The organism is Pseudomonas sp. PDM20, from assembly GCF_014852575.3.
Classification (GTDB): domain Bacteria; phylum Pseudomonadota; class Gammaproteobacteria; order Pseudomonadales; family Pseudomonadaceae; genus Pseudomonas.
Genome location: NZ_CM181224.1, coordinates 2,025,191 through 2,049,404 on the forward strand (window position 1 = coordinate 2,025,191; position 24,214 = coordinate 2,049,404).

Consider the following 24,214-nt stretch of genomic DNA (forward strand, 5'->3'; position numbering starts at 1 on the left):
AGGGTACTCCTTCTTCGAGGCTGGAAAGCGCAACTGTCATCTCTTTTTCGTCCTGGAGATGGGATCGCCAGGCGATCTGTCGCGTATCTACCCTGCGAGCCCGGACTTCCACTGTCTGTTCGGTAGCGCACCCAGTGGCCGAGTCCGGTCGCTCACCCCGATGCGGGGCGGGCCGAGGTCGACGGGGACAGGATCACCGCGAAGACAATTCTGGCCTCCGGGTATGCGTGCTAACGCACCGACATGGTGGCCGCGGGCTGCCATTGTTAGTACCCCCGACGCCTCGCAATGATGCGAGAGCGGGATGAGCCAAGAGGTCACCATGGACAAGCCAGGCAAGCAAGGCCCGAACAATGACTCCAGTCGCCCGAAGGGGCAATCCCACCCACAAGGTCCCCGCCACGAAGCACCTCGGCTGTCCCCGGCGGAAAACTACTCCAACCCGAAGACCCGCGCCGACGAGGCTCTTCGTCAGGCCGCGGATACCGAGTTGCCCCGCCCATCGACGGCATCGAAGGGAACCCCCGAAGCGGAACGTCACGCCGCCCGCGGCGATGATGATCTGATGAGCCAGGAGCCGCAGGTATCATGAAACGCTCCGTGGCGGCCGCTCTCAAACGGCAATGGCGGCACGCCTTGGTACTTTGTCGGCGGGCTTGGGGCCGGGTGAGTGCAAGCACTGCCAGGAGTTCGCTCCGGCAACCACCAAGGGCGGACGACCCGGCCACGCGCGCGGAAAACGCGCGCAAATGGTCGGAGAATTAGCCCGCTGTCAAAGTCTTCCGGGTACCGTCATGGCGTATGCTGGATCGCGCCAGTACCGTTGCTAGCGCCGGCTCGAGTGTGGTCATGCGGGGTGGCCGTATCTAGATCAACTGATCAATCAGCACCGCGTTGCTATAGATGAGGCTGCCGTCGCTGGCCCGGTGGCCGACCAAGTGGAACTGACCGCGCTGGGTCGAGTCCAGGTAAACGCGCATCCCGCAGTCGGACAAGGGACCATAGCCTGGCGGTAGGCGCAGTTCCAGCGTGGCCAGGTTGATGTAGACCATGACGTCCGGCTCACGGGTTCTTTGCAGGCGTTCCTGCGCCTGTTCCAGCAGCAGGTGATCGTTGCCATTCAGACAGAAGTGGATGCCTTCCAGCGCGACGGCCTTCTGTTCGTTGCCAGCCTTGCACCAGCCTTCGATGGTAAAGGTACTCATGCTGCCTCCAGTGATTGTTCTGGGGGCCGTTCGTTCGCGTCGTGCTCCAAGTCGTCGGCAAACAAATGGCCGCAATTCCAGGTGTTTGCCTCCAGGCGCAACTCGCCGATGAGTCGTGCGATGGCGACTTCGCTCTGCCATTGCTCAGGTCCGATGGCGGTGACGAAGGTCTCGATGGCTCCCGTCCCCGGGTTCCTGAAAGCAGGCTCAACGAGCCATCCCAGCTCTTGGAGGGGGTACAGGTGAAGGGCGTGAAGGCGGACATGAGCCGTTGTTTTGCATCTTGGAATGTCAGCATCGTCTTTGACTCCTTACGTACCGTCGGGAGTGGGCTACGACCGCCAGGCCCTGGTACTCCGGAAACGCGTCTAGCCCTTCTGATCGCTGGCCCGTAACGGTTTTCTCCCCCGGTTCGTGGGTTCCGTCGTGGTGGCGGGGGCCGGACTGCTCTCCCGCGGCTTGCCGTCTGAAGAACGTTCGGCCCGGTGGGCCAGGGGGGAGTCGTGCTCGGTGCGGCGCTGCTGGTTCGGTGCTTTCTCGATCGCGCCGTGTTCGGTGGGCGTGTACTTGTTCATGGCGGCCTCACTGTTGTCTTGCGCCCCTCGTCATTGAAGGGCTGCGGGGAATCAAGATTTGCAGCATCGGTAGGGCCAGTCGGTACGCTATCGAACATTTGCCCACCGGTTACGGCAAGAGGCTGCAACTGGGCCGGGGGCTGCCGTTCAATGCTGCTTTTTCCAGGCATCGGTGTTAGTCAGGTCTTCGCCCGTTACGTGCTTGGTGCATCCGTAGGCCGGTATGAGGGTGTAGGTGTCGTCGATCTCGAGGATGTCCAGGTAGCGAACACCGCTGAGTTTCTGCAGATACAGGCGTTGCGGTGCACTTGGCGCCGCGTCGGGCGGGTACTGCTGGGTGCTCAGGGTGAGGCTGTCCATTTTTCGAGCTTCTGCGCAACTGCGCGATGAACTTGTTTCGTCCTGCAGCCGATGGTGGGCCTGGTCTGTACGCCTACGCACCGACGCGGCGGCGATTTTCGTTCATCGTTTTGTTGTTGAAACCCGAAGCCGTACCTGGAGAGCACCATGTGCAAGCGTATTGAATCCACCATCGAGAAGCCGTCGACAGGCGAGGGCATTCCCTTGGCTCAGTGATATGAATCGGCTGCTGAACGCTATTCCTCCCGTGGCAGCTGCAAGGCAGCCGGCGGCAAACCAGACGAGGTACAGCCCCCGGAGGAGCCGGCGTTTGTGCCGTTGGAGGAGCCGACGAGCTACGGTTCGAAGTGGCCGCAACTGAAGAACATTCTCCTTCCCGACGACGATGACCCGTCTGCTGAGCAGTGATTCCGAACACCGGCCGTCATGGCGTTTCCATAGGCACGGAAGGCGTGTAACGCCGGGGGAGTCCTGGTGCCGTGGGTGCGCTAGCGTACGGAAGAATTGCCATTCTCCCCACATCATGATCGACACGCCGCGATGTGCATCGGTGCTATCACCCGGGTACTCGGGCGTGGACCTGCAAGCGCAGGCCATTCATGACCGAGTCCTCATCTACCTGTGGAGTACGACGATGATCAGTTCACGAACTTTCGTTCCATTGCTCATGCTTGCCTTCTTCTCGCTCGTCTCGGCGGGGTTCATGACCGATGCGAGGGGGGCCACTGCCGAGGACCTGGACAAGGACTCCCTCCAGGCCCTGCAGATCCTCTACAAGGCCACCCCGTTCGCCGAGACCATTTCCCACAATGCCAAGGCTGTGCTGGTGTTCCCCAAGGTCATCAAGGCAGGCCTGGTGTTCGGCGGCAGCTATGGTGAAGGCGAGTTGCTGAAGGGCTCGAAGGTCGAAGGCTACTACAACTCCGTGACCGGTTCCTGGGGCCTGCAGGCGGGCGCCCAGTCGTATGGCTATGTTGTGTTCCTGATGACCGAGAAGGCCGTCCAGTACGTCAGCACCACCCAAGGTTGGGAGATCGGCGTTGGGCCCACCGTGGTGGTGGTGGACGAGGGGGTGGCGAAGAACCTCTCGACCTCGACGCTGAAGGATGACGCCTATGCCTTCGTCTTCGACCAGCAGGGGCTGATGGCCGGCATCAGTATCGAGGGGACCAAAATTTCCAGGATCAAGCGCTGAGCGGCCTGACGACCGGTCATGGCCATTACCCCGACAGAGACACTGATGCCGGCGACGGCCGATAATAATAGCCCCGCCAACGACGCCCCTGGCTTCGGAGGCGGGGAATCGAGAACGGGACCGATGTGGAGGGTGCCGGTACGGTGCAGCCAGGCTTGGCTGCCTGGGCGGTGGCTACTACTAGATGTACGGTTGGCCACTGAAGCCTCTTGGGAGGCGCTGCAACCCGGGCATCTCAGTGAGCTTCTCCAGCCAGAATGCACGCCAGCTTTGCTTCGTATGGACTTTCAGAGACTTGCGGGTGGCTCTGCGCGCGGCATTTCTCATGTCCTTGCGGGCTCTCTGGAAAGCCTCGGTGCCTCTGCAGTTGCGACACTTCACGCGGCTAGGTTCGCCAGTGGAAAGGAGGTTGCTGCCATGGCGGCCGCAGGCCAGGTGTCCGTCGACTTTGAAGTGAGTGATCATGGGGGACCTTCCTGGTCGCTTGGAGGTGGCACTGCTGTGTATCGCCAAGCGACCGCGACAGAGTGTTTTGATGATCTCCGCCTCACAACGATCATCGGGTAAGAGGCGGAGCCTTTTTCACTGCCTCCAGTCAGGCATCGCAGGCCGTGGCCTGTCCCTACCATATGGCCAAGGCTAGATTCCCTTCTTGATATCCTCCTTGATGTCGCCAACGCTTTCCTGGACCTTTCCGATCGTCTTTTGCACCTTGCCCTTGTTCTCCAGCGACTTGTTGCCGACCACCTTTCCAGTGGTTTCCTTGACTTGGCCGGAAACCTGTTTGACTTTGCCTTTCACTTGATCTTCGTTCACGGGGCACGCTCCAACGGTAGCGCAAGGGAAGGGCCGCTGGATGGCGGAGCCGGTACATACCGTGCTCGTGGCGGCCGGAGTCAGTACTTTGTCAGTGATGGGGGCGGCCGTCAGTGCGTTAGCGCACTCTGGCGGCCCGATGGCGGTCATTTTACCCAGCGTCGGCGCGGGGCGAAGCCCGCGCTCTTCTCGTCGATACGATGCAGTAACTGCCGCCAGGATTTGATGAATGCCTCCAGGCCTTCCTTCTGCAGGCGTTCCGCCAGAGCGCCGATATCCACTCCGGCCTGGCCGAAGCGCGCGAGCAGCACTTCGGCGTCAGCACCGTCCTCGGCCATGGTCTGCGTCAGCGAACCGTGTTCAGAAAACGCCTGCAGAGTTTTCTCTGGCAGTGTATTGATCGTGTCTGGTGCGGCCAGGGCCTCGACGTAGAAGGTATCGGCGACCGTGGGGATCTTGCTGCCGGTGCTGGCCCAGAGCAGCCGCTGAGGTTGTGCCCCGGCCGCAGCTAGGCGGCGCCAGCGTAGCGAAGCGAGTAGTTGGCGATAGGCGTGGTAGGTCTTCCCGGCGATGGCCAGGCCCAGGCGATTATGCAGTTCGGCCGATACTTGGTCGTTCACCGCCACGTCCCAGCGGCTGACGAACAATGAAGCGACCGAACCGACCCGCGGATCCAGGCCGGCGGCGATGCGTCGCTCGATACCACGCAGGTAGGCTTCGGCGGCAGCCAGGTAGTGTTCTGGAGAGAAAAGCAGGGTGACGTTGACCGGCACGCCGGCGAAGATCGCGTCCTCGATTGCTGGGATGCCGTGGCGGGTGCCGGGAATCTTCACAAGCAGGTTGGGCCGCGCGGCCCGGCTCTGGATGTGTCGTGCCGCCTTGAGACTGGCGGCGCTGTCGTCGGCCAGGTTCGGCGAGATTTCCATCGACACCCAGCCGTCGAGCCGGTGGCTCGCCTCGAATTGCGGACGCAACTGGTCCGCCGCGCGACGCAGGTCTTCCAGGGCCAGTTCGATGAACAGCGCCTCGCCGGAGAGCCCGTCCTGGGCTTTTTCGCGGATACCGGCGTCATAGGCACTGCCGTTGCCGATGGCGGCGTCGAAGGTGCTCGGGTTGGAGGTCAGCCCGCTGATCGAGAGCTCGTCGATGTAGCGGCGCAGGGTGCCGCTGTCGAGCTGCTCGCGGGTGATGTTATCCAGCCACAGGCTCTGGCCGAGGTCGTGCAGTTGCCGGGGTGGTCTCATGGGAAAACCTCGTTGGCTGCCAGCCGCGCCCCGCTACCCTGGGTAACCTGGGGAGCACCGACTGGTCGGTGATGAAAGGGCTCCGTCGTAAGGGGCGCCCATTGGCTAAGCCCGGCCTGCTCTTGCGCAGGTTCAGACCAGGCTGATGTCCATGTGCGTACCGACGCCTAGGGAGGCTTCGATGGTGTCGCGGGCGAGCAGTGTCTCGCGTTCCGAAAGGGTCTCCACCAGCAGGACGACGTCGCCATGGGCAATGGCATAGCGGAAGGTCCTGTCAACCTGGCCGGCGTTCGCCGAAGTTCCGATCATTCCTCCGAGCAGGGCGCCTAGGGCGCTTCCCCAGCCCACAAGAACCAGCGGGGGGCCGCTGAACAGCCCGGCGTTGGTGCGGGTCAGGGCGATGGCGGTCAGCGTACTCACCGCCAAGCCGAGCAGAGTCCCGACCGCACCACTTGTTAGTATTTGCCGGAGTGTGCGCTTGATCTGTCTGGAGCCGTTAGCAGGAGGCAGGTCCTCGGCGCCGAGTATCCGCATCTGCCGGTCGTGTATTCCGCGCTCGCTCAACCGGACACGTGCGCTTTCGGCCTGTGCACGGTGGGCAAACACGCCCGATACCTGATGGCGATAGCCGGCCATGGCGATTCTCCTGGAAAAGGGCCGCCTCTTTGCGACCTGGCTCCAGCCTACGCATGAGCACCCCCGGTATCTGTGCGCAAGCGTACAGAGCGCTACCGCAGCAGGGGCGCCGAGGCGAGCTCAAGGGTACGCCAGCGCACCGATGCTGGAACTCGCCGGTGGCATGATTTAAATATCAAGTTCAGGAGCGAGGACCATGGGATGCAGGCTTTTCAGGCCGGGTACGATCGTGCGTGGGTTTTTCGCAGGGTTCTTGCTGGCCGCGAGCGCTGCGCCCATCGCCGCCGAACAGGGGGCGCAGGACGCTGCCGACATACGCCTGGAGATATCGATTCTCACGGGGTATGCGCAACGCCCCGAGTTGCGTACCAGCAACCTGGAAGCCTTCGTGCAGGCACGCCGCGCCATCTTGAGCGGGCGCGTCGACGACGGGGGGGCCAGGAGGCTGGCTGCGCGTATCGCCATGGGCGTTGCGGGGATCATCTCGGTGGACAACCGGATCACCGGGGCACGACCGTTACCGCAGGCATCGGTCGTTCGAGCGAAGGTGGAGGTCGAATCGAAGAGCCCAGGGCAGGCGCCGGTGAATGACGGACGTTGCAGGGTTTTCGCCACGGAGTTCGGCCTGGCCACCGACGATATCTGGATAACCACCAAAGTGATGCTGGCCTTGGTGTCCATGGAGGACATCCGTGGCTCGGCCGTTGCAGTGAACACTTGCGACGGAGTGGTCACTCTTCGTGGGACCTTGCATAACGATGCCGAGCGTGCGCGTGCCGTGATGCTCGCCCGCGGCGTACCCGGCGCCAGGGCAGTCCGTGCGGAGGCACTCAACTCGGAAGTCTGTGGAGGGATGCATGGCGACGCTTCGACGCAATGGTCCTGGGTTGCCATCGTCTGCCTGCCGACTGCCCGTAACGGTGCGAGCTCGGAATGAGCCTTGGTGCAATGTACAGATGTTACGGCAGCGGTCTTCGTCTGAATCGATACACCACCAGTCCGATTGCCACGAGCAGCAGAATGTGAATCAGTCCTCCCATGTAGTACGAGGTGATCAACCCTAGTGCCCACAGGGCCAGTAGCGTTAGTACGAGAGCTTCGAACATTTGATGCCTCCTTCCACTGCATGGCAATGGCCTGTCTTTGTGTAGGTTGCAGCCGGCCTGGAGGAGGGGTCTGTACGTCACCGCACCAAGATCCCCTAGCTAGAATGGCCTGGCGAGAAGTGGGTGACTGAGAGGCAGCACTAACGCTCCCTAACGTACAGACTGGCGCTCACTTTGCGAGCAGCTTGAACAGTCGAAGCGTCGAGCCTTGGTTTGACGCTTCCTGCTGCGGCGTTCCGGTGTGCAGGTCAACCACAAGCGGATCTATCGCCTGTACCGCGCTGCCGGCTTGATGGTGAAACGGCTGCGGCGCCGCTACGGCGTCGCGGTGGAGCGCGAACGTCTGAGTTTGCCAAACGCACCAAACCAGGTCTGGTCGATGGACTTCGTCTTCGATGCACTGAGCACCGGGCGGCGGATCAAATGCCTAACGATGGTCGATGCCTTCGCCAAGGAGTCGGTCGGTATTGGCAATCTTACCCTGCAGAATTTGCTGCAAGTTGGCGAACTCGCCAGCAGCAGCCGAAACAGGAAAAATTGATATCAACCCCAAGGCCTACTAACTAGGTAGCGATACTAAAACTGGGGGCAGGTCACAGGTGTCTTTCTAATCAAACTGGAGATTTTCGGTTACAGAAAACAAAAAGCCCCGCAATGCGATGCGGGGCTTTCAGGTGCGACAGTAGCCTTACATGGCTTGCACTTGCTCGGCCTGCGGGCCTTTGGGGCCGGCGGTTACGAGAAAGCTGACATTCTGGCCTTCATCGAGGGACTTGTAGCCGCTGGACTCGATCTGACGGAAGTGAACAAAGACGTCCGGACCGTTTTCAGGGGTAATAAAACCGAAGCCTTTATCAGCGTTGAACCATTTGACGATACCGGTTTGGCGGGTTGCCATGATGTGAATCTCCAAGGTATGTAAAGTTTCAGGCATTAGGCCTGACTAGACTGGATGCAAAGTGAAGAGAAGCCGAGGAGATGGAGATCAAACAGACTAAACATCAAGACGGAACCGCTAAACCTAACAGGCAGCTAAGTCAGCATACAGATGTTGCAGGGATTAGATAGCAATATTTTGGCTGAGCCCTGATATTCGACGGTCGGTCGCCTTTGCTGTGATTGTGGACGAGCACCTGTATAGTCCCGGCAGGTTCTTCAGCTGAAGGGCTCCCCATTGAGAGGTATGCTGTGAGAGGTTCTCCGGAAAATGAAGCGAGAAACGTTCTAAGCGTTCAGGTTGATGTATTCCTGTCGAAAGGAGGCAGGATCGAAAAAATTCCAGCAGGTGAGACAGCCTGGAATCGGAATGCTCAAAAGGGGCAGTGGGTTAAGCAGCAAGCTAAGCCCAAGGTGAAAGGCACTTAGCCGTATAGCAGAAAAAAGTCGAGGCCTATCGTTATGGCCAGGCCTCAGGAGTTGCCGCATTCCCAACGCCAAGGCGCTGAAAACTTTCCAAAGCACATGAAGGCACCTAGCTAGCCCCGTTTGAGGGGCGTTGCACCGTCGAGCGACCCTGGATGCCAAAACGGGCCTGAGCCTCCTTGTAACTCATTTCATCCTTTTCGACCCGATCGACCACCGCCAGTTTAAAAGCTAGCGTGTAATCACGCTGGCTACGCCGCACACCTTCTGCCATCGCAACTCTCCTGAAATAAGGGCCAAGGTGTAAACCTTATTCAGGACAGGACACAGGAAATGAAAAAGGCCGCATTGGGATGCGGCCTTTGGGCTTGTGGGGTCTGTTCGCCAGACCGTACTGCTTTCGGTGTTGTGTTCCTGGTGAATTGTGCGGAACTGAAGTTCTCATCGTCAGTGGCGTGCAGCAGTGCTCCGTCGAGATCGGAGACCAGAAGGCCAACTAGAACTGCATTGGCATACCTTATCTGAGATAGGGAGACAGTCCCAGTGATCGGATATGCTCGGTCGCTGCGATTTCTTTTGGTGCATCTGGAGTGACTGCAGAATTAGAGCGCAGCTTTGGATGTTTTGGCGAATTGTCGAGAGGCGCTGCGTTGAGGCTGCAGAGTCAGATACGTATTCTTCGGCCAAGATATCTTCCATCGCCACACTCAAGCAGCACGCTGCGATGTTCAGTCCACGGGTGAAGCGTTCGTGGTCCATACCATCCTCGGTGACGACCGAACAGTGGAAGAGGGATTCCGCCAGGGCTCGGGCGCAAAGTTTTACCACCTTCCTCCCTTTCACGAGCCAGCGCAATTCAATTTGCACGCCCAAGCGGGAAATTGCTCCACGAGCGCTAGGATCCCGATCTCAGCCTCATATGGAAGCCCGCATGTGGCCGTTCTCTGCCGGCCGCCTCTTCTGGGTACAGGTCAAGTCGGATGCAAACGGTGGTCAGCACGAATGCAATTGACTGGTCAACGGCAATGCAACTGGGTGGTCAAGTGCAATGCAATTACGCAGTCGGGACTTTTTCAACAAAATCGGCCGAAAGCTGCCTGCTTAGGCCTCCGATTTTGAGGAGCGATTTGCTTAGGATTGTGAGCAGTAAACACCCCAATCACCCATGAGTTGGATCCGTTTTGGCCATAAGGTCCCGCGCTGGTAAGCGGCCTCGACACTGTCCGGCAGCTTGTGTGCAAGAGCATGCTCGCACACTTCTCGTGGATGGTGCGTTTGCTCTGCCGCCCAGATCCTGAAGGTTGAGCGAAAGCCGTGCTGGGTCAGATGCCCAAGTTCCATGCGCCGCAAGACGGCCGTAAGCGACATGTCCGAGAGCTGCTTGCCCTTTGGCGATGGGAAGACATAGGGACTGTCGGCCACTCTTGGGACGTTTTCCAGCAGTTGTATCGCCTCTGACGAAAGCGGCACCGCGTGTTCCTTGCCGGTTTTCATTCGCTCTGCTGGCACTGTCCAGACGCCTTCCTTGAGGTTCACCTCGTCCCACTGCGCACCGCGCACTTCCCCTGAGCGAGAGGCCGTAAGGATGGAAAACTCCAACGCTCGAGCAGAGATGCCAGGGCGCTTCCGGAGTTCGCTCATGAAGCTGCCAATTTCCGTGTAGGGGAGGGAGGCATGGTGTTCAACCTTCTGCACCTTGCTCCGTGCGGGTAGCTCGTGCTCCAGGTGGCCTTTCCAGCGCGCAGGGTTCTCTCCCTGGCGGTAGCCGCGGAAAGTTGCCCAGTCGAGAATGTTTTCAAGACGGCCTCGCAGCCGGCTGGCCGTCTCTGCCTTCGCATACCAGAACTGCGCGGTTTCCTTTCCTGACGTCACTTCTTGCTGCAGCACCTTCAACACCAGGTTGGTGTCAACGGTGCCTACGGCCAACTCGCCAATGATGGGGAAGGCATAGGTTTCGAGGGTGTTTTCCCATTGCTGGACGTGCTTGGGATTCTTCCAGCTGGCCCGATTGGCCTTGATATAGGCTTGGGCGCATTCCTTGAAGGTCTTGTGTCGCGCAGCCTCCAGTTTGGCGAGTTGCGCCTTGGCCTTCTTTTCTTCCAGCGGGTCGGTACCTTCGAGCAGGCTCTTCCTGTGCTCGAGGGCTTTCAGGCGGGCATCGCTCAGGGAAACGGTGTGCACCGGCCCAAGGCCCATCTCCCGGGTCTTGCCATGGCGGGTATAGCGAAACACCCAGGACTTGCCGCCTAGCTTGCTGATCTGAAGCCATAGGCCGCCACCGTCGCCGTAGTAGCCCGGTTCCTTGGCCTTCTGTACCGCGAGAGCGGAAAGCTTGTTGATGCCTCGAGTCATATTGATACCCACATTTCTACCCACGTCTTATAGCGGGATTCTGCCAAACGCTGCAAGACGCTATGGGACGGTTGAAAGGAGAAATTCCTTTGTTATCAAATGGCTGTTGGATATCGAGGGATGTTCTGGGACTCACGGCTGGCGGACTACGCTTCCGCCAATTTGAGCACGCTGAAAGCCCCGCACGTCGGGGCTTTCGCGTTTCTGCCTGGGGCTCATGGCAACGAGATTGCCAGCGGTTTATTTCCGTAACCTTAAGGCCGTTTTCCGTAACATTCGTCCAGCGGGTTGGGTCGACAACCTCGCCAACGCGCCGATGCACCGTTTCGGTGATGCGCCTGTCGGTATGCACGAGCCGCTTCGAGGCGCGGCCCAGGTCGTCGATTTCCGAGGCGGCCTTGGGGCGGATGGCGCGGAACTGGAATTGCCGGACGGCAGTTGCCAACGTCTTGTCGCGGTTCTCCAGCGCCGCCCTGGCTGCAGCCTCCCGGGCCTCATCGAACCGAATGCGCGACATCGAGGCGGTGGGCCTCCGTCCGTTTGGGGTAGTTACCAGGTAGCGGCCAACGATGTGACGGTCCTTCCGCTGCTGGCGCCGGCGATCAATCAGGATGCCGAGATCGGTCTTTCCACCTGCATTGATCAGGCGAATTCGCAGCTTTTTCGAGGTTTTTCCCTGGGAGGTGCTGAGGAGGTCGCCGTCGATGCCAGGCGCGCGGGCGATCAGCACGTCGCTCGGCCGCTGGGCCGTCAGATACGCCAAGTCCATCGCGTCATGCAGTTCGATGCACGCCTGGGCGTACACGGCATTCCAGACCTCGTCGCGTTCTCCCTCATCGCGATCAGCGCGCTGAGCGTGATGATGTCGAACGACTTCCGCGTACTGCCCGGCCATGCGCTGGTGGGCCTGCTGTAGCAGGCGCACCGGCAACGAAAAGGCCGCCCTTCGGGGGGATATGGCGGGGATCTGAAACCCGGCAGGGCCGCATTCCCGGCATTCGCGAGTGCTTCAGCCATTAGTGAGCTGCTGCGAAGGGCCGGTAGCGGCCGCGTGGAAGAAGTTCCTTCAGGGCGCCTTGTTGGCCAGCGATTCCAGAAGGTCGGCGGAAGGCACGAAGAACAGGCTGCCCGTCACTGCCTTGCTGTAGTCCAGCAGGCGATCATAGTTGCCGGCTGGGCGGCCTATGAACATGTTTTCCAGCATTTCCTCGACCGGCGCCGGGGAGCGGGCATAGCCGATGAAGTAGGTGCCGAACTCTCCTGCTCCGGGGCGGCCGAACGGCATGTTGTCGCGGAGGATCTTCACCTCCTGGCCGTTCTTCTCCAGGGTGGTCAGGGAACTGTGCGAGCAGCTGGGCTTCACGTCATCTCCCAGTTCGATGTCGGCCAGTTTGGTGCGACCGATGATACGTTCCTGAGCTTCGGTAGAGAGCTGGTTCCAGCCTGCCATGTCATGCAGGTATTTCTGCACCAGGACGTAGCTGCCGCCGGCGAAGTCCGCATCCTCGTCGCCGACGAGGGTGAAGTGCGGGATGTCCCGCCCTTCCGGATTCTCGGTGCCGTCCACGAAACCGATGATGCTGCGCATGTCGAAGTAGCGAAAACCCTGGACTTCATCGACCACCGTGACGGCGTCGCCCAGGCGCGCGACCAGTTGTGTCGCGAGTTCGAAGCAGAGGTCCATGTGCTCGGCACGGATGTGCAGCAGCAGGTCACCGGGGGTGGACACGGCGACACGCTCCCCCGTGCCCATCTCGCGGAAAGCGTGCAGGGAGGCCGGCCGCGGAGCGCCGAAGAGTGCGTCCCAAGCCGCTGAACCAAAGCCTACTACGCAGGACAGATTGCCCGTCGGCACACGCTTGCCGACTGAGCGCACCAACGCAGCAACGTCCTCGCAGAGCGAGCGCACGGAGCCCCAGTCCTTTCCCGGCGTCAGGGTGGCGACCAGGATGATCGCGCTGCGGGTAATCGGACTGTCGACTGCCTGGGGGAGGGGGGATTCGTTGAGCATAGGTTCCATGCGCCGCTATCGAAATGGGGAAGGACGAGGTTATCAAAGCAGGCTGCTAGTCACGGTGACAATTCTGGTTGCTTTAGACCAAGGACCCGCCGTTGTCAGTTACCGGCCCAGACTGTGTAAAAACGCAGCGTGTGATGGGTGGCTGATTTTGGGATGGTTCTAACGGTGCCCAGAGACTCTATGGGCTCCTGGCGCGTCGATCCGAGTCATTCAACTGATTCAGGAATGCGGCTTCCGTGATGCTGTGCAACGAGTTCAGCGTGCTGCCAATGGGGTTTCAGGCCTTCATCGCCGCCATCAGCGCACTATTGCCCAGCAGGTTCAGCACCCGTTTGAAGTTGTAGGCGAGCACATGCAGGCTCATTTCCGTGCTTACCCGGTCGAGCGTTCGGGTGAGGAAATGGGGGGGGCCATCCAGGCCTTCAACGTGCCAACAGGCCTTGGGCTCGTCTTCGCTTTTCGCCATCGGTTTGTCGACCGACCATCCACAATGCCTGGTCGAACAAGCGGTGAACGCTGCGCTGACAGACGCGTTTGACGCGGCACAGGCGTTGCTTATAAACCGCTTGGGAAGTGAACAGTTATCCAGTGATTTCGAGCGGCGCTATCAGGGGCTTTGAACCAGTGTGATCTGCAAACCTGCGTTTCGATGGGACTGGCCGAAAGGCATGCGAATGTCTGCTTCTGGCTGTAGCTGCCTGTCGCGAAGGGGCGCTTCTGAACGATAGCGGGCCATAGTTACTTTGCTGAGGGCGAATCAGTACGTGTTTGAGGTCGGTTGCTCTCACAATTTAATGGCTTATCTCGCCAGGTCTTCCAGAAAGCTTCCCAGCCCTGCTGGTGATCTGCCGCAGGTGAGAGTACAACCTGACTGCAGGCGTATGGGTGTAGCCGTACCGGATAGGCGTTGGCCAGCGATGTGGGGATAACGTCGTCTGCGTCTCCCACCAGGTGTCGCTGTGGTATTGCTGCCAGTTGATCTCGATAGTCCAACGGATCCAGCGAGCCGCCGAGGGGCGCCAGCCCTTTCAGTTGTGCCCAAAGCCGCGGGCTGAGGTTGCCCGCCAGCGTCTGGACCTGGGTGACGTCCTCCCGCTGTGCCGCCAGCAGCAGTGCCAGTGCCGCGCCTCCCGAATATCCCACCAGCTCAAACTCCCGATTGCCATAGCGCTGTTTCAACTGATCCAGCGCTTGGCTGAGACTGGTGACCACCTCCTGCGAAAAGCGCCGATCGGTCCAGAGGTCAGGTTCGCAGGCCGGTGCCATGACGAACTGACAAGGTCTCGCCAGATAGGCATTCGGCGTTGGATCATCTATTGCCAGCCGCGCCACCAGCAGGCTGTGCGGACTCGGATCCTGACTGGGTTGTGTCGCAGTGGCCCAGGCATGGCCATCGCCTTCCAGGTAGACGCGCAGGCGAGTGGTTTTCGCTGTGCCCTGCGGTGCCAGCATGGCGAGCGGAAACGGCTGCCCCGGCAGGATTTGTAGTTGCCGGTCATTTGCATCCGCCAACTGCTGCAGCGCCTCGCGAGGCGACTGGCAGCTGGCGAGGAGGGCGCTGAGCAGCAGCGCCGGGATAACTCGAAGAAAACCGGCCCACCTGCGTGGGCCGGAAAGGTAGTGGCTCATCAGAAGTCGTAACGGACCTTGGCCGTGAAGGTGTCGGCGCTGAAGTCGGTCTTGCCGGTGTAGTCGTAGCTGACACCAACTGTGACCGCACCCAGATGGTAGTCCGCCCCCACACCCGCTTCGTAGCTGTTGCGCACGGCCTTGGCGCCCTGGCTCACGAAGGGCGTGCCACCCAGCACAAAGGTCGAGGTGCTCTGGGCTTCGTCCGCGGCGAAGTCATGGTAGGCCATCAGCTTGGCTTGCGGCTGCAGGTTGCCGTTACCGACCTGGAAGTCTCCGGCTACCCGCACACCAGCACCGAGCTCCGCCACTTCGTAGCGTTGACTATCCACCTTGAGCGCCGCCGACGAACCTTTCTCGTGGTAGCCGTCGATATCGACGCGCGCATAGCGTGCGGCTAGGCGCGGCTCGACCAGGAACTGCTCGTTCAGGTGATAGGTGTAGCCACCGACGACGTTGGCGCCCAGCACCTGGCTGTCATAGTCGCCCTTGGCCGTGGTGCTGGCGATGCGACGCTTGCTCTCGTTGTCGTTGAGGCCATAGCTCAGGTTGGCGTCGACGAAGTAGTTGCCCTGTTCGAAACCGCTGTACAGGGTCAGCGCATTGCCATCGACGTCGGTGATGTTGCCGCTGTCGCTGTTCACGCTGGTATGCAGGAAGCTGTAGGCCACGCCCAGGGTCAATTGGTCGGTCAGCTTGCCATCGGCGCCGAGGGCGATGCCGCGGCTGTAGGCGTTGAAGCCGGCCACGCCGTCACGCAGATCCTGGTTGGCATCGCTGTACAGCGCCTGGGCCCAGATACCGGTGTTCTGCAGCACATCCCCCGAGGACGCACCGCGCAGGCTGCTGGTGCGATTGCCGGTGACGTTGCTCACCAGCGTTTGCCCACTGGTGGCCGCCTGGGTCGCACCACCGTTCACCTCGGGGGCCAACTGCTCCGTCAGCTGCTTCAGCGCCACCGGATCCTGCGAGGCATTCACGTAAGCCTGGAACACCGGATCGTTGGGATTGCTTTGCGCCAAACCCGCCACCACCTGGCTGAAGGCTGCGCCCGCACGCTGGGCGTTGGCTGAGCCACCAATCTGGCCGATCACGTCGCCGACTTCGTCCTGGTCCTTGGTGCTGACCTTGGCCAGGATCTGGTTATCGCCACTGCTGACAGTGTCGACGTTCAGCAGGGCCGAACGGCTGGTTACGCTGACGCCGTCATCTTGCAGGGTGCCGGCCTGGATCAGGGTATAGGTCGTGCCCTGGGCCTTGAAGTCATTGCCCTGGGCCGCCAGCTGGATCTGCGAGCCCTTGGCGAATTCCGCCGTGCCGGAGACCGCAACCACGGCCTTGTTCGGATCCGTGGCCGAACTCAGGTTGAGCCCCAGCGACGAGTTGCCGGCCACGTCCAGGTTGCCCTGGATAGTGGTGTGCGGCTGACCGAATTCCAGGTGCGCCGGCGTGTTGCCCGCATCGCTGCCGACATCCAGCCAACCGGAGTCCTTCAGTCGGATGTTCGCGCCATCGGTACTGGCGTCGGTGCCATTGAAGGTCACGTCGCCGTTCACTTCGATGTTGGACAGGTCGATCAGGTTGCCGGTGATGCTGCCGGCATTCCACACCAGGCGCACGCCGCCACTGGCCTGGGAGGCATCGATGGCTTCGTCCTGGGAAATCAGGGTGCCGCTGTTCTGGATGACCAGGGTATTGCTGGCATTCGCGCCGTCGATGTCGAAGGCGCCCACCTCGATGGCGGCATCGTCAGCCTGGATGGCGCCGGTGTTAAGCACCTGCACCGGTGCGTCGGCAAAGCTCACACCATCCAGGCGCAGCGCCGTCGCATCGTCGCCACTGGCCACAATGCTGCCGTGGTTCTCGATCCCGCCGAGGTCCACTCGATCCGGGTTACCCATGTCGTCGTCATAGGTGGCGAGAACGCCCGTTGATTCGGTACCGCTGACCTGGACCAGGCCGTTGTTGATCAGCTTGCCGCCGATGGTGCCGCCCTTGAGCTGGATGCCGGTGGCCTCGTCGCCATCGGCGAGGATCTTGCCGCTGGCGGCGTTGATCAGGTCGCCCTGCAATACCGACTGGCCGGCGAACTTGAGGCCGCGAATGCCATCGCCCTCAAGGACACCACCGGCCACCTGCAGGGTGCCTTCATTGACCAGGTTGCCGTGGATAACTGCGGGGTCGATCAGCAGGCCGGTGACGCCCGCACCGCTCACCGAAATGCTGCCCTTGTTCTGCAGGTTGCCGAACACTTCGGTGGGCGCACCGATGGAGGAGGGATTGTCGTCGTCACCCGCGTAGGACAGGTCGACGCCATTGAGATCATCCCCCGTGGCTTGCTCCTGGGCGTTGAGCACCAGGTCGTGGTTGAAGGTGTCGCTGTAGAAGCGAAGAGGTTGGTCGCTGCCCGTGAAGGCCCCGGTCACTTCGGTGCTGTCGGTGTAGGTGTTGCCTTCACTGTCCAGGCCGCTGTTGGTCAGCGTCAAAGCGTGCGCGGCTAGGGGCAGGGCACTGGCGGAAATGGCCAGGGCGAGGAGGGTTTTGCGGTACGTCGGTGTCATGAGTTCAGATCCTTGAGTGTGTATGGCCGTGGTGCTTTGTTCTATTGGGGTGTGTCTCGATGGGCAGCTCCTGGGTTTTCAAAAAACAAAAGGGTCCCTGCTCCGCCCACGGCCAAGTGATGGCCGTGGGCGGAGTTGGGTATTCCGAGTGGGGTTAGCGGAGGATGGGACTAGTTGCCGAAGCTGAAGTCGTAATCACCCTCGCTGGTGGAGATCGACGCCTCAATGATCTTCTGGCAGTAGCGCGAGTCGACCTTCAGGACGTCACCGAACGGCACCTGGTAGGGCAGGACTTCATAGGCGTTGGCTTTGCAGTTGCCACGGTTGATGGTCACGCTGTTGATCGTGACGGCGTCTTTCTTGGCGGTGATCTGCAACTGAGGCGATCCCCAATAGGGGTTGTGCCCCAGCTCCACGGTGATGGGTGGTTCCGCGCCGCAGCCGGACAGCGCCACAGCCATAAGCAGTAGGGGGATGTACTTCTTCATTGAACGGATTCCTGTGAAAGAGCTGGTGATTACCAGGCGGAGCGGCAGAGGTTTTTCTTGCTGGTCAGGGGCTGGAGAACCTGGGGAAGGTTCTGGGTCGGAAGTGTCACCGTCTGGCCACCGGCACTGAGCTGCAGGGTGCGGGCCTTGCGCAGCGCGGCCCAGAACCCCGGGAAGCTGGAGCTGCAGGCTTCGCAGTCGGTGTAGAAGGGATTGCTGAAGGTGGTGCCGTCGACGATGACGTCGAAGCCATCTTTTTCGGAGGAGTAGCGCTTGCCGGCGAGGGTGGCGTAGGCGGAGACGGGGCTTTCGTCATCGTCCGGGCAGGTGATGTTCAACTGGTTGCCGAGGCCGTCGTCGACGAGGTGTTCCTCGACGCCCTGGGTGTAGCTGGCGCTCCATTCATTGGTGCCGGCGTGAGCGGTGGTAATGGATATCAGGCTGAGCAATGTGGAGGTGAAAATGTGTTTATGCATAGGGACTGGTCCTTGTAGTGAGGGCGCAGGTATCCGTTCGGGTCCTAGTGTCATTGCGACACTACCAAAACGGTAGTATTTGGTGAAGTACCAACATGCACGATGCTGCTTTTGCAGCGAGTTATCGGGATGTCGGTGCTGGGAAGCCGAATCAAGCAGGCCCGGATGCGAGTTGGGCTCTCGCAGGAGCGTCTCGGGCTAGAGGCTGGTTTGGACGCGATGTCTGCTAGCGCGCGCATGAACCGCTACGAACTGGGGAAACGCATTCCCACACCCGACTTTGTCGAGCGTTTGGGGGTGGTTCTCGGGGTTCCGGCGGCCTACTTCTATTCGACTGAGGAAGACGAGGCTGAGCTTCTGACCAAGTTTCATCAGTTAGAGGCTTCGAAGCGCATACAACTGCTGCAATACCTCGACGAATTGCTTGCTAGTTAGACTAGTTCCTTCAATTGCCCCGGTTGATTAGCCGGCGAGCCTCCTTCTAAGAATTTATTGAAGACTGCGCAGGCGGCACTGATCACTAGTAGTAGTGGCCAGAAGCGCAACATGAGTACCAGCAGCGCAACAGCCACTGCACAGCTGGCCAGCACGCCGATGAACACGAACAGCAAACCAATAAAACGCACCAGGCTCATGGCGCTATCCTCCTCGTAGGTTGAATGGTGGTGACGCTACGGATGTCACTCCGCGGCGTGTTGGGCGCGGGCTTTCAGCAGTGTCGACAGGGTGGGTTTCGGTGCGGTGCGTGGCTCTGCTGCAGGAGCAGTTGAAGGGGGCGATTCGGGAGTCGGTTCCGGAAAGAACTCTTCGGCGATGGCTCTGGTTTCCTCATCACTGTCCTCGAAGGCGCCATTGGCAAAGCCCAGCCGTGCCGTGGCATCCAGTGCCACCTGGTCGAAGCCGGAGGCCTGACGTGCTTCATCGAGCTCCCGGGCTTGCAGCAGCGCTTCTTCCATCGACAACCCGCTACGCACCGTGATGTCGACATAGAAGATTGGCGAGCCATGGCTTTGCCGGGTGGACTTGCCACGTAGGCGCAGTTCCAGCGGCAGGCACGCCAGGCGGTTGCCGGAAATCGCCTGCAGGTACTGCAACCGGGCCGCGAGGGTGCGGATGCTGTTGAAGCCGGTGGTACGGAACACGAAGCTCCCTAGCGGATCCTCATCGCCGATTGCCACGTTGAGCCGGCCATAAGGCTTGCAGGCACCGCCCTTGGCCAACGGACAACCATCCGGCGAAGGGCAGGGCAGCGAGGCGATGCCGTCCTGACCGCGACGCTTGCAGGTTTCGCCGTTGCCGACACACAGCGGCCGCCCGGACTGCCGATCGAACAGGCAGTACTCGGCACGGAAGTTCAGCTCTGGCGCGTTGAACAGTAAGCGGATCGGAATGCTGCGGATCTTGCCGCCCTGGACCTTGCGCAGCTCCTCGTCCAGGGGATGGGGTAGCCAGCCATCGCGGAGCTGGACCTGCGAGGTGAGGGTGAATTGATCGTCCTTCTCCGGTAGACGTTTGCCGTTCTTCTCGACGACCTTGCCGATGGAAATCCGCCCGAGCACCGGCGGGGTAATGGCCAAGCCTTTGAGCATGGTGGTTCTCCAGTGGATGAATAAAAAAGACCACCCCGACGCAGGGGATACGCCGAGGTGGTCAAGGGGGGAAGCGAAATCAAGTGATCAGGAAGCGCCGGCTGCCGAGCTTGGTGGTGGGGTAGCGCGCCAGCAGGTAGGGCTTTTCCTTGAGCAGCAGGGACACATCGAGCACCACGCTGTCCTTGGCCTTGCGCCAGGACACCGCGCCGTTGGCGAACAGTGCCCGGCTGGCACTGCCCATGGCCTGCTGCAGTTGCTGTTTCAGTTCGGCTTCGCGCTTGCTCTGCAGCTCCAGACTGGCGCGTACTGCCTGCAGTTCATCAAAGGCCGCCGACAGCAGCGGATCCTGGGTGAAGTCCAGAGTGTGGCCCTGGTCCTCCGGGTATAGGCAGCGCAGGGCCTGCTCCGCCGAGTCGGAACCATCCGCCGGCGGAGGCGTATCGCGTTGCACGTAGCCCCAGAAGTCGCGCTCCAGCTCGATCAGCCGGCCGATGAGCTCCTCGTCGCGCTCGATGCGATGGATCTCCAGGTGCTGTCCACCGAGTAGCACGGCCACGTCAGCCGCCTGTTTACCGGTGACCGCCAACTGGTGCATCACCTGCAACTGCACGTACACTGGCACACCTTCCTTCCAGAGACGGGCGCCATTGATGCCGGCGGTCTTGCATTCGAGGATCTGCACATCGTCGGCGCCGATCACCTCACGGTCGATATTGGCCAGCATCCAGGGCAGCTCAGGATCCGGATGCTGCAGCACGGCATTGATCCGCCGCACTCGGTTGCCGGTACGCCGGGCGTAGTGGCTGGCGACGATGGGTTCGAGGATGTTGCCCCAGTAGGTCGGGCTTTCCTCGTCGTTTGGATCGCTCTTGGGCAGGCCAGCATCGCGGCCGGTCTTCTCCAGCCAGAGCTCTAGCTGCGACTTGTAGGGATTGAGGCCGACCGCAGCAGCGGCGTCCGAACTGCCGATACCGTGCTTGCGTACCGCTAGCCAGTCATCACGGGACAGCTCTTTGGTGCCGACCAGGCGCAGGGCAGGGCGCTGCCGTGCCTTGTTAGGTGTGGAATGGGCATGAGTCATGGGGATTTTCTCCGGACATAAAAATGCCCGGCCGGCAGCACCGGTCGGGCATCAGGGGAATGACGTGGGCAATGGCTGCCAGGCCATCAACGGGAGAACCGCATCCTGGCGGGGCTGGGCTCTCCCACTTACCGGGCTACACCACCGGCTGTAGCGGTCGTCGACTGCCGTCGCCGTGCGTGATGGGTTCGAACCTTCTCGCGCCAGCCGGGTGAGAGCTCCTTGGCCATGTCGAGATAGCGCAGCGGGCAGCTGTAGTAGTACGGCGCCATGGACTCGTCCATGGCTTTGTACCCCCACTCACCGCCACTACGTTGCAGCAGATCACAGCGGATGTAGCGCATGGACTCGCCGGGAGCGAGGCCAGGGTAAACACCTTCGGTTTTCGCTGTGACTTCGGTGACCGACCAGAGCACATTGCCGCGCAGAGTGTGGGCGATGATGCGACCGCGGGCGCGAGCCTGGTCTTCAGGTTGAGTCAGGTCCCGGATCAGCTCTGCCCGGGTACGGGATGAGAACAGCCAGCCCATGAGAGAGGCCTCCAATGAAATACCGGAGCCCACTCCCCAGGAGTGGAACCCCGGCGGGTGGAAGAGAACGCCCAACGCCGCGGTACCAGTGAGAGACTCCTGTCGTCGCAGAACCGGTTGGGCGAAGAGGGATAACGGAAGGAGGGAACGGCCGTCAGGCCACCAATTGCAGGGCCGCATCCAGGGCGCGTTGCTTGATCACTGCCCCCTGACCGAACCAGGCCGAGTCCATGCGGTACTCATTACTGCGGGCACGGCGTTCGTGGTCGACGTACTCAGTGACGGCATTGAGCAGTCCCCAGGCAGTACCGTTGGCGGCTTCCAACTGAGAGCCACGGCCGCGGCCTTCGTACAGGCTTTGCACCCGACGCAGAGCGCGTTCATTCGGCAAGGAATCCGGCAACGGATTGTTGGGCTGGGCATCGCAGAGCACCTGCATGAAGTAGCCCATCGCCTCGTGCCACTGCACCTTGCGCTCGGCCAGGTGGCGCATGCGGTACATGAACTCGTCCCATTGCGAGACGGCGATGCCGAGTTGCTTTTTCACCGCCTGAGCGTCGAAGCGCGTGCTGTGCGGTACCTTGATTGCCCGGGTAGCACCGTCGACGGCAATGGTCAGGGTGTTGTTGCACACCACCCGCACGGTGGTCGGCGTTGCCGTGGTGGCCAGGGTGCCGTCGCAGGAAGTGGCCAGCAGCAGGTAGCCATTGACCAAGTCGTTGCCCTTCAGCAAGGTGTTCTGTCCAGTGCGTGCCAGAGCCCAGAATTTGCGACCACCTTTGAGCACGCCGGCGGTTTCCAGCTCGTAGCCGGAGACCTGGGTGAGGTCGCGGTAGAACTCTAACACCTCCCTAGGCTGCACCACCTGGTAGCGCTGGGAGACTACCGAGAGCGGTGCCTTGCTGTCGGAGCGGTAGAGCACCTTCTGTTCGGGAAAGGAGTGGATGCTACCCAGGTGCCCGACCGCATCCGCTTTGAAGTGCACTGGGCTTTCCTGGATCTGCCAGTCCATGCCGGCCTCGCGCTGCCAGACTTCCAGCGGCTGTTTCGGGGAGAGGCGGCTGCCCAGTCCATGCCAAGGGGCTTCGCCGATATACGCCATACGTTCGATGAGATGAGCCATGATGAGTTTCCTGTGAGCAATAGCCGGCATAAAGCGCTGCGCAACGCGCAGCACCGGCGGAAGGGATAAAAGGGAAGGGGAGCGAAGAATGAAGCTGATCAGGACGGCAGGTTGAAGCGATGTCCGCAGATCAGGCAGAGGTTGTTGGCGAGCACGTGACGATCCAACTGGTCGCCAAGTTGGGCGCCCAGAGCACAACCGCCGACGCCGCCGGCCAGGCCGCCGAGAATGGCGCCGGACAACGAGCCGAGGGTGATGCCCAATGGGCCAGCGATAGCGCCGATTGCTGCGCCAGTTTGGCCGCCAGCAAGAGCGGCGGAAGCACCACGTGCAGCACCACCGACCGTGCCGACGAGGGCACCAATCTTCATGGCGGGATGCAGGGATGCGATCTTGGGAGAATTACAGCGAGGGCACTGCAGTGACATGGCTGGGGAGCCTCCTTGTGGGTATGTCATGGCAGTGATGTAGGACTGAGATTTTTTCCGATCGACTGGTGCAGCCAAGCATTATGAATCGCATGAGAGCCACCCCGCGCTACCCCGAAGCCCTGTAAACCGGGCCTTTCAAAGGCGACAAAACCTCATTCCAACCGGCTGTTTCTGACAATTGGCCTTATGTGGTCAGATGGCGCATGCGATACATGAACTCGTCCCATTGCGAGACGGCGATGCCCAGTTGCCTTCACCGCCTGGGCATCGAAGCGCGTGCTGTGCGGCACCTTGATTGCCCGGGTCGCGCCCGATGGTCAGGGTGTTGTTGCACAGCACCCGCACTGTGGTCGGCGTGGCGGTGGTGGCCAGGGTGCCGTCGCAGGAGGTGGCCAGCAGTAGGTAGCCGTTGACCAGGTCATTGCCCTTCAGCGAGGTGTTCTGTCCAGTGCGTGCCAGAGCCCAGAATTTGCGACCACCTTTGAGCACGCCGGCGGTTTCCAGCTCGTAGCCGGAGACCTGGGTGAGGTCGCGGTAGAACTCCAACACCTCCCTAGGCTGCACCACCTGGTAGCGCTGGGGGGAACCACCGAGAGTGGCGCCTTGCTGTCGGAGCGGTAGAGCACCTTCTGTTCGGGGAAGGAATGGATGCTGCCCAGGTGCCCGACCGCGCCCGCTTTGAAGTGGACGGGGCGTTCCTGGATCTTCCAGTCCATGCCGGCCTCGCGCTGCCAGTCTTCGATGGGTTGTTGCTGGGTGAGTTGATTGCCCAGGCCATGCCACGGCATGGCACCAACGTAAGCCATTTGTTCGATGAGATGAGCCATAAAAATCTCCTTGCCAGAGGACACTGGCGAGCGCCAATGCTCGGCTTCAGCAGCGAGCATCGACGTGCGGAAAAAGTGAGAGAAAAGGCAGCGCGTGGGAGCGAGGTACTACAAGGGAGGGCTAGTTTTCGCTGACCGAAAACACCTGGCCGCAGGCCTGACATTCGAAGTTGTCGAGCACTCGGGCATCGATTTCCTCGCCCATGCGCCCACCGGCAAGGCTGCCGACGGTGCCACCGGCCAGACCACCCAGAATTGTGCCTGCTACGCCAACGAGTACGGTGCCAATGGGACCGGCAACGGCGCCCAGAGCAGCGCCACTTTGGGCACCAGTGACCGCGCTGGCGGCACCGGTCGCTGCGCCGCCGAGCGCTCCGGCTGCGCCGCCGACTTTGCGGGTGAAATTGCGGGTACGAATGTGCCCAGAATTACAGGAAGGGCAGTAAATCGGCATTTTTCAGACTCCTGTTCAACGGAAAAGGCTGAAGAGGGCCATACGTGCCCGTCTTCGCTTAGGTGATACAGGTCTGAAATTTCTTTGAATCCAGGGGGCCGTCAGCACAGACCGTAGACCTTTTGAGCGATTTGTTCAGGGGACGGCCAAG

The 24,214-nt window shown here is 61.0% G+C and carries 27 protein-coding genes and 5 pseudogenes; 7 read left to right on the plus strand and 25 right to left on the minus strand.

Annotation, left to right across the window (positions count from 1 at the left end; genetic code table 11):
• The first annotated feature begins 304 nt into the window (after positions 1-304).
• Complete coding sequence (locus IB261_RS09575; protein ID WP_427871368.1) at positions 305-592, plus strand: hypothetical protein; 288 nt, start codon at positions 305-307, stop codon at positions 590-592.
• A 274-nt stretch (positions 593-866) separates the two neighbouring features.
• On the opposite strand, the gene IB261_RS09580 is transcribed toward IB261_RS09575, so the two are convergent.
• The 3 genes from IB261_RS09580 to IB261_RS09590 all read right to left on the minus strand — a co-directional run bounded on the left by IB261_RS09580 (position 867) and on the right by IB261_RS09590 (position 2,140).
• On the minus strand, positions 867-1,205 hold the full coding sequence (locus tag IB261_RS09580) for a hypothetical protein (RefSeq protein ID WP_192382147.1): 339 nt from the start codon (positions 1,203-1,205) through the stop codon (positions 867-869).
• Between the two features lie 368 nt (positions 1,206-1,573).
• Positions 1,574-1,780 carry a hypothetical protein gene (locus tag IB261_RS09585; RefSeq protein WP_192382149.1) on the minus strand — a complete coding sequence of 69 codons (207 nt, stop codon included), beginning with the start codon at positions 1,778-1,780 and terminating at the stop codon, positions 1,574-1,576.
• Positions 1,781-1,927: 147 nt separating this feature from the next.
• Positions 1,928-2,140: a hypothetical protein gene (locus IB261_RS09590; RefSeq protein ID WP_192382151.1), complete on the minus strand. Its 213-nt coding sequence runs from the start codon at positions 2,138-2,140 to the stop codon at positions 1,928-1,930.
• 634 nt (positions 2,141-2,774) lie between these two features.
• On the opposite strand from IB261_RS09590, the gene IB261_RS09595 reads away from it, so the two are divergent.
• Complete coding sequence (locus tag IB261_RS09595) at positions 2,775-3,335, plus strand: lipid-binding SYLF domain-containing protein (RefSeq protein ID WP_412548389.1); 561 nt, start codon at positions 2,775-2,777, stop codon at positions 3,333-3,335.
• 180 nt (positions 3,336-3,515) lie between these two features.
• On the opposite strand, the gene IB261_RS09600 is transcribed toward IB261_RS09595, so the two are convergent.
• The 4 genes from IB261_RS09600 to IB261_RS09615 form a co-directional block, all read right to left on the minus strand.
• Positions 3,516-3,800 carry a hypothetical protein gene (locus tag IB261_RS09600; RefSeq protein ID WP_225605999.1) on the minus strand — a complete coding sequence of 95 codons (285 nt, stop codon included), beginning with the start codon at positions 3,798-3,800 and terminating at the stop codon, positions 3,516-3,518.
• Between the two features lie 174 nt (positions 3,801-3,974).
• Complete coding sequence (locus IB261_RS09605) at positions 3,975-4,151, minus strand: CsbD family protein (RefSeq protein WP_082996391.1); 177 nt, start codon at positions 4,149-4,151, stop codon at positions 3,975-3,977.
• Between the two features lie 146 nt (positions 4,152-4,297).
• Complete coding sequence (gene tal, locus IB261_RS09610) at positions 4,298-5,395, minus strand: transaldolase (RefSeq protein WP_192382153.1); 1,098 nt, start codon at positions 5,393-5,395, stop codon at positions 4,298-4,300.
• A 132-nt stretch (positions 5,396-5,527) separates the two neighbouring features.
• Complete coding sequence (locus tag IB261_RS09615) at positions 5,528-6,031, minus strand: hypothetical protein (protein WP_192382155.1); 504 nt, start codon at positions 6,029-6,031, stop codon at positions 5,528-5,530.
• Between the two features lie 196 nt (positions 6,032-6,227).
• Here IB261_RS09615 and IB261_RS09620 point away from each other — a divergent pair, with 196 nt between their 5' ends.
• A complete protein-coding gene (locus tag IB261_RS09620; RefSeq protein ID WP_192382157.1) occupies positions 6,228-6,968 on the plus strand; it encodes a BON domain-containing protein in 741 nt (246 codons plus the stop codon).
• Positions 6,969-6,990: 22 nt separating this feature from the next.
• Here IB261_RS09620 and IB261_RS09625 read toward each other — a convergent pair whose 3' ends face one another.
• Positions 6,991-7,137 (minus strand): lmo0937 family membrane protein, encoded by a 147-nt coding sequence (locus IB261_RS09625; protein WP_141679858.1) that lies wholly within the window; start codon positions 7,135-7,137, stop codon positions 6,991-6,993.
• 223 nt (positions 7,138-7,360) lie between these two features.
• On the opposite strand from IB261_RS09625, the pseudogene IB261_RS09630 reads away from it, so the two are divergent.
• Positions 7,361-7,704, plus strand: a pseudogene (locus IB261_RS09630) (IS3 family transposase); the annotation flags it as partial.
• Positions 7,705-7,825: 121 nt separating this feature from the next.
• Here the strand turns inward: IB261_RS09630 and IB261_RS09635 are convergent.
• The 3 genes and pseudogenes from IB261_RS09635 to IB261_RS09645 all read right to left on the minus strand — a co-directional run bounded on the left by IB261_RS09635 (position 7,826) and on the right by IB261_RS09645 (position 10,851).
• Positions 7,826-8,035, minus strand: a complete 210-nt coding sequence (locus IB261_RS09635; protein WP_192382159.1) for a cold-shock protein — start codon at positions 8,033-8,035, stop codon at positions 7,826-7,828.
• A gap of 600 nt (positions 8,036-8,635) precedes the next feature.
• Positions 8,636-8,773: pseudogene (locus IB261_RS09640) on the minus strand (IS3 family transposase); the annotation flags it as partial.
• 857 nt (positions 8,774-9,630) lie between these two features.
• On the minus strand, positions 9,631-10,851 hold the full coding sequence (locus IB261_RS09645) for a tyrosine-type recombinase/integrase (RefSeq protein ID WP_192382161.1): 1,221 nt from the start codon (positions 10,849-10,851) through the stop codon (positions 9,631-9,633).
• A gap of 217 nt (positions 10,852-11,068) precedes the next feature.
• Here IB261_RS09645 and IB261_RS09650 point away from each other — a divergent pair, with 217 nt between their 5' ends.
• The gene (locus tag IB261_RS09650; protein WP_192382163.1) at positions 11,069-11,767 is read left to right on the plus strand and encodes a hypothetical protein; all 699 of its coding nucleotides are present in this window, start codon (positions 11,069-11,071) and stop codon (positions 11,765-11,767) included.
• A 150-nt stretch (positions 11,768-11,917) separates the two neighbouring features.
• On the opposite strand, the gene IB261_RS09655 is transcribed toward IB261_RS09650, so the two are convergent.
• Together IB261_RS09655 and IB261_RS09660 are read right to left on the minus strand one after the other, a co-directional pair.
• Positions 11,918-12,862 (minus strand): Dyp-type peroxidase, encoded by a 945-nt coding sequence (locus tag IB261_RS09655; RefSeq protein ID WP_192382242.1) that lies wholly within the window; start codon positions 12,860-12,862, stop codon positions 11,918-11,920.
• 286 nt (positions 12,863-13,148) lie between these two features.
• A pseudogene (locus IB261_RS09660) lies at positions 13,149-13,312 on the minus strand (IS5/IS1182 family transposase); the annotation flags it as partial.
• On the opposite strand from IB261_RS09660, the pseudogene IB261_RS09665 reads away from it, so the two are divergent.
• Positions 13,306-13,491, plus strand: a pseudogene (locus IB261_RS09665) (transcriptional regulator); the annotation flags it as partial. The pseudogenes IB261_RS09660 and IB261_RS09665 overlap by 7 nt on opposite strands.
• Before the next feature lie 118 nt (positions 13,492-13,609).
• Here the strand turns inward: IB261_RS09665 and IB261_RS09670 are convergent.
• The 4 genes from IB261_RS09670 to IB261_RS09685 all read right to left on the minus strand — a co-directional run bounded on the left by IB261_RS09670 (position 13,610) and on the right by IB261_RS09685 (position 18,025).
• Positions 13,610-14,500 carry an alpha/beta hydrolase gene (locus tag IB261_RS09670; RefSeq protein ID WP_192382165.1) on the minus strand — a complete coding sequence of 297 codons (891 nt, stop codon included), beginning with the start codon at positions 14,498-14,500 and terminating at the stop codon, positions 13,610-13,612.
• On the minus strand, positions 14,500-17,061 hold the full coding sequence (locus IB261_RS09675; RefSeq protein ID WP_192382167.1) for an autotransporter family protein: 2,562 nt from the start codon (positions 17,059-17,061) through the stop codon (positions 14,500-14,502). The genes IB261_RS09670 and IB261_RS09675 overlap by 1 nt, the downstream gene beginning before the upstream one ends.
• A gap of 170 nt (positions 17,062-17,231) precedes the next feature.
• A complete protein-coding gene (locus tag IB261_RS09680) occupies positions 17,232-17,549 on the minus strand; it encodes a putative periplasmic lipoprotein (RefSeq protein WP_023124076.1) in 318 nt (105 codons plus the stop codon).
• 29 nt (positions 17,550-17,578) lie between these two features.
• On the minus strand, positions 17,579-18,025 hold the full coding sequence (locus tag IB261_RS09685; protein WP_192382169.1) for a YfjT/YkfB family phage-associated protein: 447 nt from the start codon (positions 18,023-18,025) through the stop codon (positions 17,579-17,581).
• Positions 18,026-18,127: 102 nt separating this feature from the next.
• Between IB261_RS09685 and IB261_RS09690 the strand changes: the two genes are divergently transcribed.
• Positions 18,128-18,460 (plus strand): helix-turn-helix domain-containing protein, encoded by a 333-nt coding sequence (locus tag IB261_RS09690; RefSeq protein ID WP_225606001.1) that lies wholly within the window; start codon positions 18,128-18,130, stop codon positions 18,458-18,460.
• On the opposite strand, the gene IB261_RS09695 is transcribed toward IB261_RS09690, so the two are convergent.
• The 8 genes and pseudogenes from IB261_RS09695 to IB261_RS09730 all read right to left on the minus strand — a co-directional run bounded on the left by IB261_RS09695 (position 18,457) and on the right by IB261_RS09730 (position 24,063).
• Positions 18,457-18,660, minus strand: coding sequence for a hypothetical protein (locus IB261_RS09695; RefSeq protein ID WP_192382171.1), 204 nt, complete (start codon positions 18,658-18,660; stop codon positions 18,457-18,459). The genes IB261_RS09690 and IB261_RS09695 overlap by 4 nt on opposite strands.
• 45 nt (positions 18,661-18,705) lie before the next feature.
• Entirely contained in the window at positions 18,706-19,614 is a 909-nt protein-coding gene (locus IB261_RS09700; RefSeq protein WP_192382172.1) for a recombination directionality factor, read from the minus strand.
• A 79-nt stretch (positions 19,615-19,693) separates the two neighbouring features.
• Entirely contained in the window at positions 19,694-20,698 is a 1,005-nt protein-coding gene (locus tag IB261_RS09705; protein ID WP_192382174.1) for a YqaJ viral recombinase family nuclease, read from the minus strand.
• A 128-nt stretch (positions 20,699-20,826) separates the two neighbouring features.
• The gene (locus tag IB261_RS09710; protein ID WP_192382176.1) at positions 20,827-21,228 is read right to left on the minus strand and encodes a hypothetical protein; all 402 of its coding nucleotides are present in this window, start codon (positions 21,226-21,228) and stop codon (positions 20,827-20,829) included.
• 154 nt (positions 21,229-21,382) lie between these two features.
• Positions 21,383-22,351 carry a DUF932 domain-containing protein gene (locus tag IB261_RS09715; RefSeq protein WP_192382178.1) on the minus strand — a complete coding sequence of 323 codons (969 nt, stop codon included), beginning with the start codon at positions 22,349-22,351 and terminating at the stop codon, positions 21,383-21,385.
• 98 nt (positions 22,352-22,449) lie between these two features.
• The gene (locus IB261_RS09720; protein ID WP_192382246.1) at positions 22,450-22,722 is read right to left on the minus strand and encodes a hypothetical protein; all 273 of its coding nucleotides are present in this window, start codon (positions 22,720-22,722) and stop codon (positions 22,450-22,452) included.
• A gap of 253 nt (positions 22,723-22,975) precedes the next feature.
• A pseudogene (locus IB261_RS09725) lies at positions 22,976-23,609 on the minus strand (DUF932 domain-containing protein); the annotation flags it as partial.
• A gap of 121 nt (positions 23,610-23,730) precedes the next feature.
• A complete protein-coding gene (locus tag IB261_RS09730; RefSeq protein WP_192382180.1) occupies positions 23,731-24,063 on the minus strand; it encodes a hypothetical protein in 333 nt (110 codons plus the stop codon).
• Between the last annotated feature and the right edge of the window lie 151 nt (positions 24,064-24,214).

Coding starts and splice junctions, on each gene's coding strand:
- IB261_RS09575 (WP_427871368.1), top strand. CDS start 305: ATGAGCCAAGAGGTCACCATGGACAAGCCAGGCAAGCAAGGCCCGAAC.
- IB261_RS09580 (WP_192382147.1), bottom strand. CDS start 1,205: ATGAGTACCTTTACCATCGAAGGCTGGTGCAAGGCTGGCAACGAACAG.
- IB261_RS09585 (WP_192382149.1), bottom strand. CDS start 1,780: ATGAACAAGTACACGCCCACCGAACACGGCGCGATCGAGAAAGCACCG.
- IB261_RS09590 (WP_192382151.1), bottom strand. CDS start 2,140: ATGGACAGCCTCACCCTGAGCACCCAGCAGTACCCGCCCGACGCGGCG.
- IB261_RS09595 (WP_412548389.1), top strand. CDS start 2,775: ATGATCAGTTCACGAACTTTCGTTCCATTGCTCATGCTTGCCTTCTTC.
- IB261_RS09600 (WP_225605999.1), bottom strand. CDS start 3,800: ATGATCACTCACTTCAAAGTCGACGGACACCTGGCCTGCGGCCGCCAT.
- tal (WP_192382153.1), bottom strand. CDS start 5,395: ATGAGACCACCCCGGCAACTGCACGACCTCGGCCAGAGCCTGTGGCTG.
- IB261_RS09615 (WP_192382155.1), bottom strand. CDS start 6,031: ATGGCCGGCTATCGCCATCAGGTATCGGGCGTGTTTGCCCACCGTGCA.
- IB261_RS09620 (WP_192382157.1), top strand. CDS start 6,228: ATGGGATGCAGGCTTTTCAGGCCGGGTACGATCGTGCGTGGGTTTTTC.
- IB261_RS09625 (WP_141679858.1), bottom strand. CDS start 7,137: ATGTTCGAAGCTCTCGTACTAACGCTACTGGCCCTGTGGGCACTAGGG.
- IB261_RS09635 (WP_192382159.1), bottom strand. CDS start 8,035: ATGGCAACCCGCCAAACCGGTATCGTCAAATGGTTCAACGCTGATAAA.
- IB261_RS09645 (WP_192382161.1), bottom strand. CDS start 10,851: ATGACTCGAGGCATCAACAAGCTTTCCGCTCTCGCGGTACAGAAGGCC.
- IB261_RS09650 (WP_192382163.1), top strand. CDS start 11,069: ATGGCAACGAGATTGCCAGCGGTTTATTTCCGTAACCTTAAGGCCGTT.
- IB261_RS09655 (WP_192382242.1), bottom strand. CDS start 12,862: ATGCTCAACGAATCCCCCCTCCCCCAGGCAGTCGACAGTCCGATTACC.
- IB261_RS09670 (WP_192382165.1), bottom strand. CDS start 14,500: ATGAGCCACTACCTTTCCGGCCCACGCAGGTGGGCCGGTTTTCTTCGA.
- IB261_RS09675 (WP_192382167.1), bottom strand. CDS start 17,061: ATGACACCGACGTACCGCAAAACCCTCCTCGCCCTGGCCATTTCCGCC.
- IB261_RS09680 (WP_023124076.1), bottom strand. CDS start 17,549: ATGAAGAAGTACATCCCCCTACTGCTTATGGCTGTGGCGCTGTCCGGC.
- IB261_RS09685 (WP_192382169.1), bottom strand. CDS start 18,025: ATGCATAAACACATTTTCACCTCCACATTGCTCAGCCTGATATCCATT.
- IB261_RS09690 (WP_225606001.1), top strand. CDS start 18,128: ATGCTGCTTTTGCAGCGAGTTATCGGGATGTCGGTGCTGGGAAGCCGA.
- IB261_RS09695 (WP_192382171.1), bottom strand. CDS start 18,660: ATGAGCCTGGTGCGTTTTATTGGTTTGCTGTTCGTGTTCATCGGCGTG.
- IB261_RS09700 (WP_192382172.1), bottom strand. CDS start 19,614: ATGCTCAAAGGCTTGGCCATTACCCCGCCGGTGCTCGGGCGGATTTCC.
- IB261_RS09705 (WP_192382174.1), bottom strand. CDS start 20,698: ATGACTCATGCCCATTCCACACCTAACAAGGCACGGCAGCGCCCTGCC.
- IB261_RS09710 (WP_192382176.1), bottom strand. CDS start 21,228: ATGGGCTGGCTGTTCTCATCCCGTACCCGGGCAGAGCTGATCCGGGAC.
- IB261_RS09715 (WP_192382178.1), bottom strand. CDS start 22,351: ATGGCTCATCTCATCGAACGTATGGCGTATATCGGCGAAGCCCCTTGG.
- IB261_RS09720 (WP_192382246.1), bottom strand. CDS start 22,722: ATGAAGATTGGTGCCCTCGTCGGCACGGTCGGTGGTGCTGCACGTGGT.
- IB261_RS09730 (WP_192382180.1), bottom strand. CDS start 24,063: ATGCCGATTTACTGCCCTTCCTGTAATTCTGGGCACATTCGTACCCGC.